General features: G+C 61.6%; 12 protein-coding genes. 10 read left to right on the top strand and 2 right to left on the bottom strand.

The window, feature by feature from the left end; genetic code table 11:
• Window position 1 precedes the first annotated feature (1 nt).
• The 5 genes from P5706_RS18810 to P5706_RS18790 all read left to right on the top strand — a co-directional run bounded on the left by P5706_RS18810 (window position 2) and on the right by P5706_RS18790 (window position 6832).
• A complete protein-coding gene (locus P5706_RS18810; protein ID WP_285680810.1) occupies window positions 2–340 on the top strand; it encodes a hypothetical protein in 339 nt (112 codons plus the stop codon).
• A 96-nt stretch (window positions 341–436) separates the two neighbouring features.
• The gene (locus tag P5706_RS18805; RefSeq protein ID WP_285680808.1) at window positions 437–1675 is read left to right on the top strand and encodes a TolC family protein; all 1239 of its coding nucleotides are present in this window, start codon (window positions 437–439) and stop codon (window positions 1673–1675) included.
• On the top strand, window positions 1668–2897 hold the full coding sequence (locus P5706_RS18800; RefSeq protein WP_285680806.1) for an efflux RND transporter periplasmic adaptor subunit: 1230 nt from the start codon (window positions 1668–1670) through the stop codon (window positions 2895–2897). Before P5706_RS18805 ends, P5706_RS18800 begins: the two co-directional genes overlap by 8 nt.
• Window positions 2894–6004, top strand: a complete 3111-nt coding sequence (locus P5706_RS18795) for an efflux RND transporter permease subunit (RefSeq protein WP_285680803.1) — start codon at window positions 2894–2896, stop codon at window positions 6002–6004. Before P5706_RS18800 ends, P5706_RS18795 begins: the two co-directional genes overlap by 4 nt.
• Before the next feature lie 435 nt (window positions 6005–6439).
• Entirely contained in the window at window positions 6440–6832 is a 393-nt protein-coding gene (locus tag P5706_RS18790; RefSeq protein WP_285680801.1) for a hypothetical protein, read from the top strand.
• A 262-nt stretch (window positions 6833–7094) separates the two neighbouring features.
• Here the strand turns inward: P5706_RS18790 and P5706_RS18785 are convergent, their stop codons facing one another.
• Together P5706_RS18785 and P5706_RS18780 are read right to left on the bottom strand one after the other, a co-directional pair.
• Entirely contained in the window at window positions 7095–8003 is a 909-nt protein-coding gene (locus P5706_RS18785; RefSeq protein ID WP_138815817.1) for a MurR/RpiR family transcriptional regulator, read from the bottom strand.
• Between the two features lie 82 nt (window positions 8004–8085).
• Window positions 8086–8289 carry a hypothetical protein gene (locus P5706_RS18780; protein WP_141722670.1) on the bottom strand — a complete coding sequence of 68 codons (204 nt, stop codon included), beginning with the start codon at window positions 8287–8289 and terminating at the stop codon, window positions 8086–8088.
• Between P5706_RS18780 and P5706_RS18775 the strand changes: the two genes are divergently transcribed.
• From P5706_RS18775 to iolD, 5 genes are all read left to right on the top strand, one after another.
• Window positions 8288–10225: a bifunctional 5-dehydro-2-deoxygluconokinase/5-dehydro-2-deoxyphosphogluconate aldolase gene (locus tag P5706_RS18775; RefSeq protein ID WP_285680797.1), complete on the top strand. Its 1938-nt coding sequence runs from the start codon at window positions 8288–8290 to the stop codon at window positions 10223–10225. The two genes, P5706_RS18780 and P5706_RS18775, sit on opposite strands and share 2 nt — an antisense overlap.
• A gap of 182 nt (window positions 10226–10407) precedes the next feature.
• Entirely contained in the window at window positions 10408–11298 is an 891-nt protein-coding gene (gene iolE / locus P5706_RS18770; RefSeq protein ID WP_200433904.1) for a myo-inosose-2 dehydratase, read from the top strand.
• Entirely contained in the window at window positions 11298–12086 is a 789-nt protein-coding gene (gene iolB / locus P5706_RS18765) for a 5-deoxy-glucuronate isomerase (protein WP_099489518.1), read from the top strand. The genes iolE and iolB overlap by 1 nt, the downstream gene beginning before the upstream one ends.
• A 26-nt stretch (window positions 12087–12112) precedes the next feature.
• Window positions 12113–12934 carry a TIM barrel protein gene (locus P5706_RS18760; RefSeq protein ID WP_285680791.1) on the top strand — a complete coding sequence of 274 codons (822 nt, stop codon included), beginning with the start codon at window positions 12113–12115 and terminating at the stop codon, window positions 12932–12934.
• A 164-nt stretch (window positions 12935–13098) separates the two neighbouring features.
• Window positions 13099–15030 carry a 3D-(3,5/4)-trihydroxycyclohexane-1,2-dione acylhydrolase (decyclizing) gene (gene iolD, locus P5706_RS18755; RefSeq protein WP_285680789.1) on the top strand — a complete coding sequence of 644 codons (1932 nt, stop codon included), beginning with the start codon at window positions 13099–13101 and terminating at the stop codon, window positions 15028–15030.
• The last annotated feature ends 6 nt before the right edge of the window (window positions 15031–15036 follow it).

The following is a 15036-nucleotide window of genomic DNA, read 5'->3' as shown; positions in this document are numbered from 1 at the left end:
CATGAGCCGCCTTCTGCGTTTAATCCTGGTCATGCTGTTAAGCCTCACGCTTCCCCTGACCGGGATGGCGGGAGTGCCGTCGAGCACCGAGCCGTGCCCGATGAAGATGGCAGACATGCAGGTGATGACCGACATGAGCCCCGACTGCTGCCAGGACGGCGGTGACCACGGCAAAGTCTGCAAGCCGGGCCAGGAATGCAAAACCGGCGGCCTGCTGCAACTGTCCCTGGCGGTGCTCAAGGCACCGCTGACACGCGCTCATCCTTTGGCCATCGGCCACATCTCTGATTTTATCCCCGACCGCACGCCCTCCGGCGTCTGGCGCCCGCCGCGTAGCTGATTCCTGTTGCATCTGAAAACCCATCCCCACTGCGGGATGGCCTTGCTGTGGGCCGCATAACGCGGCGCGCAGTGGCACAGATCAGGAATCTTCACGATGAATTCCCTCTATGTGCGCGCCCTGGTGGTGGGCGTGCTGGTGTGGCCGGCGCTCGCCTCGGCGCTGACCCTGGATGAGGCCCTGCGCCTGGCGCAGAACAACGCGCCGTCGCTGGTGGCCGAATCCGCCAAGCTGCAAGCTGCGACACAGGCAGCGATTCCGGCCGGCGAATTGCCCGACCCGAAATTGCTGGTGGGCCTGCAGAATTTTCCCATCGGCGGGCCGAATCGCGGCACGTTGTATGGCGATGACATGACGCAACAGATGATCGGCCTGCAGCAACAGGTGCCCAGCCGCGACAAGCGCAAAGCGCGGGTCGAGCTGGCTGATGCAACCATAGAACGCACCGCCGCCGAGGGGCGCATCGAGCGCCTTAATGTGCGCCAAGCCACTGCCCAGGCGTGGATCCGTGCTTACGCGGTGGAGCGCAAAGAGGCCTTGTTCCAAGACTTCTACCAACAGAACCGCCTGCTGCAAGACAGCGTGCGCGCGCAGTTGGCCGGTGGGCGCGGCCAGGCGTCCGATGCGGTGATTCCCAAACAGGAAGCGGCCGAGTTGGCGGGGCGTGAGGACGAGCTGACCCAACAACGTGCCCAGGCCCGCGCCGCCCTCAAGCGCTGGATCGGTGCCGCTGCCAATCAAGCCCCCAGCGGCCAGTTACCCAACTGGAGCATCGACAGCCACGGCTACAGCCACAACCTGCATCAACACCCTGCACTGCAAGCCTTCGTGCCGCGCACCCGTGAGGCACAGGCGCGTGTGCAGGAGGCCAAGGCGCAAAAGACCTCGGACTGGAGCTGGGAAGTCGACTACGGGCACCGCAGCCGTGAGTACGGCGACATGGTCACCGTGCAATTGAGTTTTGACTTGCCGATCTTTCCCGGGCGCCGACAAAACCCTGGCATCGCGGCCAAGCAGGCCGAACTCGACCAACTCGACGCCGAACGCGAAGCCGCCACCCGCGAACACACGCAGATGCTCGACGACGACCTGGCGGTTTACCAGCGCCTGGACCGCGCCGTGCAGCGCAGCCAGGACAGCCTGGTGCCGTTGGCCGAGGAAAAAGTCGACCTCAGCCTGGCCGGTTATCGCGCCGGCAAGGGCGATTTGCTCGCGGTGGTCGGCGCTCGCCGTGAGCTGGTCGAGGCCCGTTTCAAACAAATTGATGCCATCGAGCAGCGCGCCCTGATCGGCGCTCAGCTGTATTTCGCCTACGGAGAACCCAGCCATGAATAATCCAATCGTCGCGGCACTGGTGCTGCTGGGTCTGGGCGCGGGTTATGGGTTGGCGCAATTTCACCCGGTGGCGTCTGTTGCAGCCAAGGACGACAAACCGGCGCTGTACTGGTACGACCCCATGTACCCGCAGCAGAAGTTCGACAAACCCGGCAAATCGCCGTTTATGGACATGCAACTGGTGCCGCGGTATGCCGAAGGCACGGCGGCTGCGGATACGCCTGCGGTGCAGATTGACCCACGGCAAACCCAGAACCTCGGCGTGCGCCTGTCGAGCGTCAGCCGGGGTGTGCTGACGTCGACCCTGGAGCTGTCGGGCACCCTCGCGTTCAACGACCGCGATGTGGCCGTGGTGCAGGCGCGGGCTGCCGGGTTCGTCGAGCGCGTCTATGGGCGGGCGCCGGGTGATGTGCTCAAGGCCGGCGCGCCGTTGGCGGACCTGTTGATCCCCGAATGGGCGGCGGCCCAGGAAGAATTCCTGAGCCTGCGCCACAGCGGTGACAGTGGTTTGATCGCGGCAGCCCGGCAACGCCTGCACCTGAGCGGCATGCCTGCCGGGTTGATCCAGCAGATGGAACGCAGCGGCCGGGTGCAGTCGTTGTTGACCGTCACCAGTCCGTTAAGCGGCGCCCTGCAAACCCTGGAGGTACGCGAAGGCATGACGCTGGCGGCAGGGCAGACCCTGGCGCGTATCAATGGCCTGGATTCGGTGTGGCTGCAGGTGGCCGTGCCCGAAGCCCAAGGCGCGGCCCTGGCCGTGGGGCAAACCGTGCAGAGCCGTTTTGTCGGCTTACCGGGCAAAACCGTCGACGGCACCATCAGCGCGATTTTGCCGGCCACCGCCATGGACAGCCGCACCGTGCAGGTGCGTGTCGAGTTGCCCAACCCCGACGGCAACCTGCGTCCCGGCATGACCGCCCAGGTGCGCCTGGCGCAAACCAGCGGGCAAGCGGTGTTGCAAGTGCCCAGCGAAGCCTTGATCCGCACTGGCAAGCGCGTGCTGGTGATGCTGGCCGAGGAAGGCGGGCGCTATCGCCCGGTAGAGGTTGAAGTCGGCGCAGAAAATCAGGACCAGACCGTGATCCTCGGCGGCTTGCAGGAAGGCCAGCAGGTGGTCGCCTCCGGCCAATTCCTGCTCGATTCCGAAGCCAGTTTAAGCGGCATAACCGCGCCAACGTCCGACATGTCGGGCATGAGCATGCAGCCAGGAGCCCGGCCATGATCGCCTTGCTGATTCGCTGGTCGGTGGCCAACCGGTTTCTGGTGTTGCTCGCGACGTTGTTCATCACCGCGTGGGGCGTGTGGGCGGTGCAAAATACGCCGGTGGATGCCTTGCCGGACCTCTCGGATGTGCAGGTGATCATCCGTACGCCGTACCCGGGCCAAGCGCCGCAGATTGTCGAAAACCAGGTCACTTACCCGATGACCACCACCATGCTGTCGGTACCGGGCGCCAAGACCGTGCGCGGTTTTTCGTTCTTCGGCGACAGCTATGTGTACGTGCTGTTCGACGAAGGCACCGACTTGTACTGGGCGCGTTCGCGGGTGCTGGAATACCTCAGCCAATTGCAGGCGCGGCTGCCCGCATCGGCCAAGCCGTCGCTGGGGCCGGACGCCACCGGGGTGGGCTGGATCTACCAGTACGCCTTGGTGGACCGCAGCGGCCAGCACGACCTGGCGCAATTACGCGCGCTGCAGGACTGGTTCCTCAAGTTCGAACTCAAGACCCTGCCGAATGTGGCCGAAGTGGCGACCATCGGCGGCCAGGTCAAGCAGTACCAGGTGCAGCTCGACCCGCTTGCCATGGCGAGTCGCGGCGTTACCCAGGCGCAGGTTAAAGAGGCTATCGACAAGGCCAACCAGGAAACCGGCGGCTCGGTGCTGAACCTGGGCGAGTCCGAATACGTGGTGCGCGCCTCCGGCTACCTGAAAAGCCTGGCGGATTTTCGCGCGATTCCGCTGCGGCTCGGCACTAACAACGTGCCGGTGAGCCTTGGCGACGTAGCAAACATTCAACTTGGCCCGGACCTGCGTCGCGGCATCAGTGAACTGGACGGCGAGGGCGAAGCGGTCGGCGGCGTGGTGATCCTGCGCAGCGGCAAAAATGCGCGCGAGGCCATCGCGGCGGTCAAGACCAAGCTTGCGCAACTGAAAAACAGCCTGCCGCCCGGGGTGGAAATCGTCACCACCTACGATCGCAGCAAGTTGATTGACCGCGCCGTGGATAATCTCAGCCACAAACTGTTGGAGGAGTTTTTGGTGGTGGCGCTGGTGTGCGGGATTTTCCTCTGGCACCTGCGCTCATCCCTGGTGGCGATTATTTCGCTGCCGGTGGGCGTATTGATCGCCTTTATCGTCATGCGCTTTCAGGGCATCAACGCCAACATCATGTCGCTCGGCGGTATCGCGATTGCCATCGGCGCAATGGTGGATGCGGCGGTGGTGATGATTGAAAACGCCCACAAGAAAATCGAGGCCTGGCACCACGCTAATCCTGGCCGGGAATTGAAAGGTGACGAGCACTGGAAAGTCATGACTGACGCGGCGGTGGAAGTCGGGCCTGCGCTGTTTTTCTGCCTGCTGATCATCACGTTGTCGTTTATTCCGGTGTTCACGTTGCAAGCCCAGGAAGGCCGCCTGTTCGGCCCGTTGGCCTACACCAAGACCTACGCCATGGCGGCAGCGGCCGGGTTGTCGGTGACGTTGGTCCCGGTGTTGATGGGCTACTGGATTCGCGGGCGCATTCCCGACGAACAGCGCAACCCGCTCAATCGTGGCTTGATCAAACTCTATAAGCCAGCCCTCGATGCGGTGCTGCGCTGGCCACGCCTGACCTTGCTGGTGGCGCTGCTGATGGTGGCGAGCGCGCTGTGGCCGATGGCAAAACTCGGTGGTGAGTTCCTGCCGCCGCTGGACGAGGGTGACTTGCTCTACATGCCGTCGGCGCTGCCGGGGCTGTCGACGCAAACCGCCGGTGAGTTGCTGCAACGCACCGACCGGCTGATCAAGACCGTACCGGAAGTGGCCCACGTGTTCGGCAAGGCCGGTCGCGCCGAAACTGCCACCGACCCGGCGCCGCTGGAGATGTTTGAAACGACGATTGAGTTCAAGCCCAGGGACCAATGGCGCCCCGGCATGACCCCGGAAAAACTGGTGAAGGAACTGGACCGTGTGGTGCAAGTGCCGGGCCTGACCAATATCTGGATCCCGCCGATCCGCAACCGCATCGACATGCTCGCCACCGGCGTCAAAAGCCCGATTGGCGTGAAGGTCGCGGGCACCAGCCTGATGCAGATCGACGCGGTGACCCAGGCAGTGGAGAAGGTTGCCAAGACCGTGCCCGGTGTGAGTTCGGCACTGGCTGAACGGTTGACTGGCGGGCGCTATATCGACGTGGATATCGACCGTGCGGCCGCTGCGCAATATGGGCTGAATATCGCCGATGTGCAGTCGATTGTGGCGGGCGCCATCGGCGGTGAAACCATTGGCGAAACGGTCGAAGGCCTGGCGCGGTTCCCCATCAGCCTGCGTTACCCCAAGGCGTGGCGCGACTCGGTGCAAGCCCTGGGCAGCCTGCCGATCTACACGCCGCAGGGCAGCCAGATCACCCTCGGCACGGTGGCCAGGCTCAAGATCAGTGATGGGCCGCCGATGCTCAAAAGCGAAAACGCACGGCCGTCCGGCTGGGTGTATATCGATGTGCGTGACCGCGACCTGGCTTCGGTGGTGAAGGACCTGCGGGCCGCGATCGAGCAGCAGGTGCGCTTGCAGCCGGGCATGAGTCTCAGTTATTCAGGGCAGTTCGAGTTTCTGGAACGGGCCAATGAACGCTTGAAACTGGTGGTGCCGGCCACGCTTATGATCATCTTTGTGCTGTTGTACCTGACCTTTCGCCGTGTGGATGAGGCGGTGCTGATTTTGGGCACGTTACCGTTCGCACTGACTGGCGGTGTGTGGTTGCTCTACTGGCTGGGATTCAATTTGTCGGTGGCCACGGGTGTCGGGTTTATCGCGCTGGCGGGGGTATCGGCTGAGTTTGGGGTGATCATGCTGTTGTATCTGAAAAACGCCTGGGCTGAGCGTAAGGATGGTGATTTGCTGGCGGCCATTACTGAGGGGGCCGTACTGCGCGTGCGGCCCAAGGCGATGACTGTGGCCGTTATTATCGCGGGGTTGCTGCCGATTCTGTTGGGTGGTGGGACTGGCAGCGAAGTCATGAGCCGCATTGCTGCGCCGATGATTGGGGGGATGTTGACGGCGCCGTTGCTGTCGCTGTTTGTGATTCCGGCGGCTTATCAACTGATGCGCCGTCCAAAAGCCAAGCGCTGAACAAAATGTGGGAGCTGGGTTGCCTGCTGTGGCGGTTTGTCGGTGTACATATCCGTTGCTGCGGTGATGGCTGATATTGGTTCCGCTCTTACAGCGGGTCACTTTTGCAAGGACGCAAAAGTAACCAAAAGGTCCTCGCCCCACCACTCGGTGCCTCGCTTAGGCTCGGCATGCCCTCACTCCGGCTTGAATCCGTGGGCCGCCGCGATGGGCCATCCTTGGCCCAGCGCGGCTAACCCGGCGTCCTGCCGGGTTACCCACGGATTCAAGCCTGCGTTCGGCCATCGTGGTTAACGGGGCGTCTCAGATCAAGATCAAGATCTACAGCACGGCGGCCTGAAAGCCGACCTGAGTGGTTGAAGCAAGAGCCAGATCAAGTGCAAGGCAAAAGCCTGTCTGAATACACTGAAGAACTGCTTTTCTGTGGGAGCTGGCTTGTCGGGTCGCCGCATCGCTGCGATGCAGACACCTCGGTACATCAGGTACACCGAGTTGATGCCTTCGCGAGCAAGCCCGCTCCCACAGTTCGCCACATGCAGTTTTGAATATGAGATCGGCTGCGGATTTGCATGCACTGAAGAGCTGCTTTTCTGTGGGAGCTGGCTTGCCTGCGATGCAGACACCTCGGTACATCAGGCACACCGAGTTGATGCCATCGCAGCGGTGCGACGATTCGACAAGCCAGCTCCCACCTTTGACCGAGTATGGCTCTGCTGTTGCTTTGCTGTTGCTGTTGCTGTTGCTGTTGCTGTTGCTGTTGCTGTTGCTGTTGTTGCTGTTGCTCTGGCCCTTACATCCTTTTCGATGACGAAGTCAGCGGTCTTTTGATCTGCGCTTTTGATCTTGATCTCAAATCGCCCCGTTAAACACGATGGCCCATCGCGGCGGCCCACGGATTCAAGCCGGAGTGAGGGCATGCCGAGCCATAGCGAGGCACCGAGTGTTGGGGCGAAGACTTTTTGGTTACTTTTGTCTGGGCCGGCATTCCGGTCTTTACAAAAGTGACCCGCTGTAAGAGCGGAACCAATAGCAGCCGTTACCGCAGAAATGGATATGTACACCAAAAGCACGCTATTGCAGCGTCAGCCGGTCAGTCGTCAAACCCGACCTGCTCATGAATCTCATCCACCTTCAATTCCAACCGATACGCCACGGCAATAAACAACGCCTGGCACAGACACAACGTGGCGCTCAAGGAGCGGAAGGCAAACGACGAACCCTCATTCACCAACAACACCGCGTTCGCCCGTTTGGCCAGGGGCGACAGGTTGCTGTCAGTGATGATCAAGGTCTTGGCCTGATGATGCTGGGCGATGCGCAGGCAATGCTGGGTCTCTTTACCGTAGGGCGTAAAGCTGATCGCAATCACCAGGTCGTTGGCCCGCACGCTGCGCATCTGTTCGCGATAACTGCCGCCCAAACCCGAGATCAGGTGGATGCGCTTGTTGGTGTGCTGCAGGTTGTAGACCAGGTAATCGGCCACGGCAAATGAGCGGCGCACACCTACCACGTAGATATTGTCGGCATTGACCACCAGGTCCACGGCCTTTTCGAACGCCACATCATCGAGCTCCAGACCCAGGCGCTCGATGCCGGAAAGGGTGGCATTCACGCACTCACGCGCCAGGTCGCCGCCGCTGGCCTTCTGCGACTTGTTGGCGATCATGCTGCGGATGCGCTGCTGGTAGTTCTGCACCGGCGTGGTCTTGTGGGTGTAAGCCTCGCGAAACAGCGCCTGCATCTCGCTGAACCCGCTGAAACCAAACCGCTGGGAAAACCGCACGATGGCCGAAGGGTGTACTTCGCATTCGCGCGCGATGTCGCTGATGCGGTCGACCATGATGCGGTCGCTCTGCTGGCTCATGTAGCTGGCAATGCGTTTGAGCTGGCGCGGCAGGCTTTCGTATTCGTCCGTGATCAGCTGCAACAGGCGTTCGGCATTGATCGGAGGGCTGGCGACCGTATCTTCCAGGGTGGTCTCGGGATCGGTGCGGGACATGGGCAATCCTTCTGGCGTGTTCGTCTGATGCGCTGATGGGTGGCGCAAGTCTACAGGGTAGGCGCAAAAAAATACCTCGGCATCACGGCGCCCGTGGGCTGCTGAAACGATGCACGGCGGCTGGCATGCCATTATGCTGGCTTATTGGAAAAAATATTCCACTAAAAATAATTATGGAATAAATATTGATTGCCGCCGCTGGACGTTCTAGTCTGCTTGCACCAAGAGCGTGTGCCGTCACCACGGCGGCACCACGCAGGCTGATAAAAATAACAGGAGCCAGCATGGGCCAGACTCGTTTTGCCAGTGGGCGTCAATTGGATCTGATTTGCCTCGGGCGCCTGGGCGTCGACCTCTATGCACAGCAAGTCGGTGCGCGGCTTGAGGACGTGTCCAGCTTTGCCAAGTACCTCGGCGGTTCCTCCGCCAATATCGCCTTCGGCACGGCGCGGCTGGGCCTCAAGTCGGCGATGTTGAGCCGGGTGGGCGATGACCATATGGGCCGGTTCCTGCTCGAATCCCTGGCCCGCGAAGGCTGTGACGTGAGCGGTATCAAGGTCGACCCGGAACGCCTTACCGCCCTGGTATTGCTCGGGCTTAAAGACCGCGAAACCTTCCCGCTGGTGTTCTACCGCGAAAACTGCGCCGACATGGCCCTGCGCGCCGAAGACATCAGCGAAGCCTTTATCGCCTCCAGCAAAGCCTTGCTGATCACCGGCACACACTTTTCCACCGATGGCGTGTACAAGGCCAGCATCCAGGCGCTGGATTACGCCGCCAAGCACAACGTCAAGCGTGTGCTGGATATCGACTACCGCCCGGTGCTGTGGGGCTTGGCGGGCAAGGCGGATGGCGAAACGCGGTTTGTCGCCGACCAGAACGTCAGCCAGCATGTGCAAAAAATCTTGCCACGTTTCGACCTGATCGTCGGCACGGAAGAAGAGTTCTTGATCGCCGGTGGCAGTGAAGACCTGCTGACGGCGTTGCGCACCGTGCGTGAACTGACCCCGGCGACCCTGGTGGTCAAGCTCGGCCCGCAAGGTTGCACGGTGATTCACGGCGCCGTCCCGGCGCGCCTGGAAGACGGCGCGATTTACCCCGGCGTGCGGGTTGAAGTGCTCAATGTACTGGGTGCTGGTGACGCCTTCATGTCCGGCTTCCTCAGCGGCTGGCTCAATGACGCCAGCGATGAGCGTTGCAGCCAGTTGGCCAACGCCTGCGGCGGCCTGGTCGTGTCCCGCCACGCTTGCGCGCCGGCCATGCCCACGCCCGCCGAACTGGATTACCTGTTCAACAGCCCGGTGCCCATCACCCGGCCGGACCAGGACGTAACCCTGCAACGCCTGCACCGCGTCACGGTGCCGCGCAAAACCTGGAAGCAGTTGTTTGTGTTTGCCTTCGACCACCGCTGGCAACTGGTGGACCTGGCGCAAAAAGGCGGCCAGGACCTGAGCCGTATCAGCGACATCAAGCAGCTGTTTATCCAGGCCATCGAACGTGTGGAAACCAAGCTGGCGCAGCAGGGCATCGAAGCCGATGTGGGCCTGCTGGCCGACCAGCGCTTCGGCCAGGATGCACTGAATGCCGCCAGCGGCCGCGGCTGGTGGATTGCGCGCCCGGTTGAAGTGCAGAACTCACGACCGCTGGCGTTTGAACACGGCCGCTCGGTGGGCAGCAACTTGATCGCCTGGCCCCAGGAGCAAATCATCAAGTGCCTAGTGCAGTTCCACCCGGACGACGAACCGATGCTGCGCCTGGAGCAAGAGGCGCAGCTCAAGGCGGTCTACGAGGCGTCCCTGGTCAACGGGCATGAACTGCTGCTGGAAGTCGTGCCGCCCAAGGATCACCCGTCGACCTATCCTGATGTGCTCTACCGCAGCCTCAAGCGCTTGTACAACCTGGGCATTTACCCGGCGTGGTGGAAGATCGAGGCGCAGTCGGCCGAAGACTGGAAAAAGCTCGACGAACTGATCCACGAGCGTGACCCGTACTGCCGTGGCGTGGTGCTGCTGGGCCTGAATGCTTCGGCGCAGTTTCTGGCCGATGGCTTTCAGCAAGCCAGCCAAAGCACCACCTGCCGTGGGTTCGCGGTGGGCCGCACAATCTTCCAGGAGCCAAGCCGTGCGTGGATGGCGGGGGAGATTGATGATGAAGGGTTGATTGAGCAGGTGCAGGCCACGTTCGAACAGCTCATTAACGCCTGGCGCAGCTCCAGAAATTAAACACAGTGAAATGTGGGAGCGGGCTTTTTGTGGGAGCCGGGCTTGCCCGCGATGGTATCGCCTCGGTCTACCTGTGAAACCGAGGTGATGCCATCGCAGGCAAGCCAGCTCCCACACAAGCCAGCTCCCACATAGAGCAGATCTAACCAGGCTTAAGTCAGATAAAAACAAAAGGTGCAGCCATGCCCGCAATCCGAATTGGCATCAACCCGATCTCCTGGAGCAACGACGACCTGCCGGCGCTGGGCGGTGAAACGCCGCTGAGCACAGCGCTCAGTGAAGGCAAGGAAATCGGCTACGAAGGTTTTGAACTCAACGGCAAGTTCCCCAAGGACGCCAAGGGCGTCGGTGATGTGCTGCGCCCGTATGACCTGGCGCTGGTCTCCGGCTGGTACTCCAGCCGCCTGGCGCGCCGTTCGGTGGCCGAAGAAATCGAAGCCATCGCCGGCCATGTCGAGTTGCTCAAGCTCAATGGCGCCAATGTGCTGGTGTACGGCGAAGTCGCCGACTCGATCCAGGGCTCGAAGGTGCGCCTGATCGAACGCCCGCGTTTTCACAGCGAGCACGCCTGGCAGGAATACGCCGACAAGCTCACGGAGCTGGCGCGTTTCACCCTGTCCCAAGGCGTGCGCCTGGCGTATCACCACCATATGGGCGCCTATGTCGAATCCCCTGAAGACATTGACCAGTTGATGAGCCGCACCGGCCCGGAAGTTGGCCTGCTGTTCGATTCGGGCCATTGCTACATGGGCGGCGGCGAACCCATCGAGGTCCTGCGTAAACATATCGACCGCGTCTGCCACGTGCATTTCAAGGACGTGCGCAAGCCGGTGGTGCAACTGGCGCGCAACCAGATGTGGAGCTTCCCTGACTGCATCGTCAACGGCACGTTCACCGTGCCCGGCGATGGCGACATCGATTTTGCCGAGTTGCTCGATGTGCTGTTGGCTGCCCACTACAAGGGCTGGCTGGTGGTGGAAGCCGAGCAGGATCCGGCCGTGGCGCCCAGCTACATCTATGCCAAAAAAGGCTATGACACCTTGCGCGCGCTGCTCAACGAGAGGACTAAGTGATGAGCTTGTTGGTCAAAAGCAGCAAACGCGGGCAAACCATGGTGGCCCTGGAAGCAGGGCGCCTGGAGTACGTGGGGTTTTCCGCTTATCGACTGAGCCTGGGCGAAACCCTGCCGGTCAGCGCCGGGGATCAAGAGCTGTGCCTGGTGTTGCTCAGCGGTCGCGTCAATATAGAAGGCGAAGGCTTCAACTGGCAGAACCTTGGTGATCGCCAGTCGGTGTTCGAAGACAAATCGCCCTTCGCCGCGTACCTGCCGCCAGGCACCGATGCGCAGATTACCGCCTTGAGCGACGTGCAGATTGCCGTCTGCGCCGCGCCCGGTGCGCCTGGTTTTGAACCGCGCCTGATTCGCCCCGAACAGTGCAAGCGCAGCGTGCGCGGCAAAGGCGCCAACACCCGCTACGTGTGCGACATCCTGCCTGACAGCGAGCCGGCCCATTCGCTGCTGGTGGTGGAAGTGCGCACGCCGTCCGGGCACTCGTCGAGCTACCCGCCGCACAAGCACGACACCGACGACCTGCCGCACCAGAGCTTCCTGGAAGAGACCTACTACCACCAGATCAACCCGCCGCAGGGCTTCGTGTTCCAGCGCGTGTACACCGACGACCGTAGCATCGACCAGGCCATGGCCGTGGAAAACAGCGACCTGGTGGTGGTGCCCAAAGGTTATCACCCAGTGAGCGTGCCGTATGGCTACGAATCGTATTACCTCAACGTGATGGCCGGGCCAAAACGTGCCTGGCATTTCCATAACGACCCGCAGCACAGCTGGCTGCTGGACCTTTAAACGGTTTTGGACGGAGAACAACAACAATGAAGTCGCCGCTACGTTTTGCCCTTAACCGCATGGTCGCTCCCAACCTGTCGTTGCCGGAATTTATCCAATTGGCCGCGGCCCTCAAGTGCGATGCCATCGAGATTCGCAACGACCTTAAAGGCCATGAAATCGAATACGGCACCCCGGCCAGCCGCGTGCGAGAGTTGTGCGCAGTGCAGGGCATCACGGTGCTGTCGATCAATGCGCTGTACCCGTTTGACGTGTGGAATGACGAGCGCCGTGCCCAGGCCATCAAACTCGCCACTTATGCGCGTGAATGCGGCGCGCAAGGCTTGGTGATGTGCCCGTTGAATGAGCGCGGCGATACGCGCAATGAAGCCCAGCGTGCCGCCGGTTTGCGCACGGCATTGAGCGAGCTGGCGCCGATCCTGCGCGAGTACGGCATCCTCGGGTTTATTGAACCGTTGGGCTTCGAGGAATGTGCCCTGCGCCGCAAACGCGTGGCGGTGGATGCTATCCAGTCGATTGGCGGCCTGGATGTGTTCCGCCTGGTACACGACACCTTTCACCACCATTTGGCCAGCGAGCAGGAGTTCTTCCCGCAACTGACCGGCCTGGTGCATATCTCTGGCGTGGAAGACGCCGAAGCGCCGCTCAATTCGATTCGTGACGGCCACCGCGTGCTGGTGGGCGAGGGCGATATCCTCGGCAACGCCGCGCAGATCGACACCTTGCTCAGTAGCGGGTACGGCGGTTACCTGTCGTTTGAGCCGTTTGCCGAAAGCGTGCATGGGTTGGCGGATATCCAGCAGGCCATTGGGGCCAGCATCGCCCACCTGCAAAACCCCCGAACCTGACGCCGATTAACCTGTGGGAGCTGGCTTGTCGAATCGTCGCACCGCTGCGATGGCGGTCTATCAGTGAAAGGTACATTGCCTGACACATTGCTATCGCAGGCAAGCCAGCTCCGACATTGAAGCAGTGTTAATCAATCCAATTGCATTCACACAAGGTGCAAGTGATGACCACAACAAGACTGACCATGGCCCAGGCCCTGGTGAAGTTCCTGGATAACCAATACATCGAAGTCGATGGCGTGCAGAGCAAGTTTGTCGCCGGTGTATTCACGATTTTCGGCCACGGCAATGTGCTGGGCCTGGGCCAGGCGCTGGAGCAGGACAGCGGCGACCTGGTGGTGCATCAGGGCCGTAACGAGCAAGGCATGGCCCATGCCGCCATCGGTTTCGCCAAGCAGCACCTGCGTCGCAAGATCTACGCATGCACCGCCTCGGTAGGCCCCGGTGCGGCGAATATGCTCACCGCTGCGGCCACCGCCACGGCCAACCGAATCCCGCTGCTGCTGTTGCCCGGCGATGTGTACGCGAGCCGTCAGCCGGACCCGGTGTTGCAGCAGATCGAGCAATTCCACGACCTGAGCATCAGCACTAACGATGCCTTCCGCTCGGTGAGCAAATACTGGGACCGTATCAACCGCCCTGAGCAACTGATGACGGCGGCGATCCATGCCATGCGCGTGCTCACAGACCCGGCGGAAACTGGCGCCGTGACCCTGGCGCTGCCGCAGGATGTGCAGGCCGAAGCATGGGACTACCCGGATTATTTCCTGCAAAAACGCGTGCACCGTATCGAACGTCGGCCGGCGACTGCGGCGATGATCGGCGATGCGCTGGCGGCCTTCCGGGGCAAGCGCAAGCCGCTGATTATCTGTGGCGGCGGGGTCAAGTACTCCGGCGCGAATGCGGCCCTGCAAGCGTTCGCCGAGCGTTTTGAGATTCCCTTCGCCGAAACCCAGGCGGGCAAGAGTGCGGTGGTGTCCAGCCACCCGCTGAACCTGGGTGGCATCGGTGAAACCGGCTGCCTGGCGGCGAACCTGTTGGCGCCCGAGGCGGACCTGATCATCGGCATCGGCACGCGTTATACCGATTTCACCACCTCGTCAAAGTCGCTGTTCAAACATGCCGAGGTTAAGTTTCTCAACCTCAATATCAGCCCGTGCGATGCGTTGAAACTCGATGGCGTACAAGTGCTGGCCGATGCGCAGGTTGCCCTTGAAGCGTTGGCTGACGCCTTGGGCGACTACCGCGCCGGCTGGGGCGAGCAGGTCCGCGATGCCAAGGCGCAGTTGGACGCGGAAGTGGATCGCGTGCATCAGGTGGAATACCACGGCGACGATTTTGTGCCGGAGGTGGATGACCACCTGGACCGCGCCGTATTGCGCGAATTTATCGAGCTGACCGGTTCGTGCCTGACCCAGAGCCGTGTGCTTGGTGTGTTGAACGATACCCTGGCCGACGACGCGATCATCGTTGCCGCCGCCGGCAGCCTGCCCGGCGATTTGCAACGCGCCTGGCGCAGCAAGGGCGTCAACACCTACCACGTCGAATATGGCTATTCGTGCATGGGCTACGAGATCAACGCCGCCCTCGGTGTGAAGCTGGCCGAACCGAGCAAAGAGGTGTATGCGCTGGTCGGCGACGGCTCCTACATGATGCTGCACTCGGAGCTGGCCACCTCGATTCAGGAGCGACGCAAGATCAACGTGGTGTTGCTCGACAACATGGCCTTCGGTTGCATCAACAACCTGCAGATCGGCAACGGCATGGACAGCTTCGGCACCGAGTTCCGCTTTCGCAACCCCGAGAGCGGCAAGCTCGACGGCGGGCTGGTGCCGGTGGATTTCGCCATGAGCGCGGCGGCCTATGGCTGCAAGACCTACAAGGTCAGCAGCGTGGAACAGCTTCAGGCGGCGCTGGCCGATGCGCGCACGCAAACGGTGTCCACGCTGATTGATATCAAGGTACTGCCCAAGACCATGGTCCACGGCTACCTGTCGTGGTGGCGGGTGGGCGTGGCGCAAGTGTCCACCAGTGAACGCACGAATGCCGCCGCGAAAAAACTCAATGAACAGCTGGCCAAGGCCCGGCAGTACTAATAACAA

This window comes from Pseudomonas sp. ChxA, assembly GCF_030263855.1.
Lineage (GTDB): Bacteria > Pseudomonadota > Gammaproteobacteria > Pseudomonadales > Pseudomonadaceae > Aquipseudomonas > Aquipseudomonas fluorescens_CB.
Note: the sequence above shows the minus strand (reverse complement) of the source record. Positions and strands in the feature narration are given on the sequence as shown.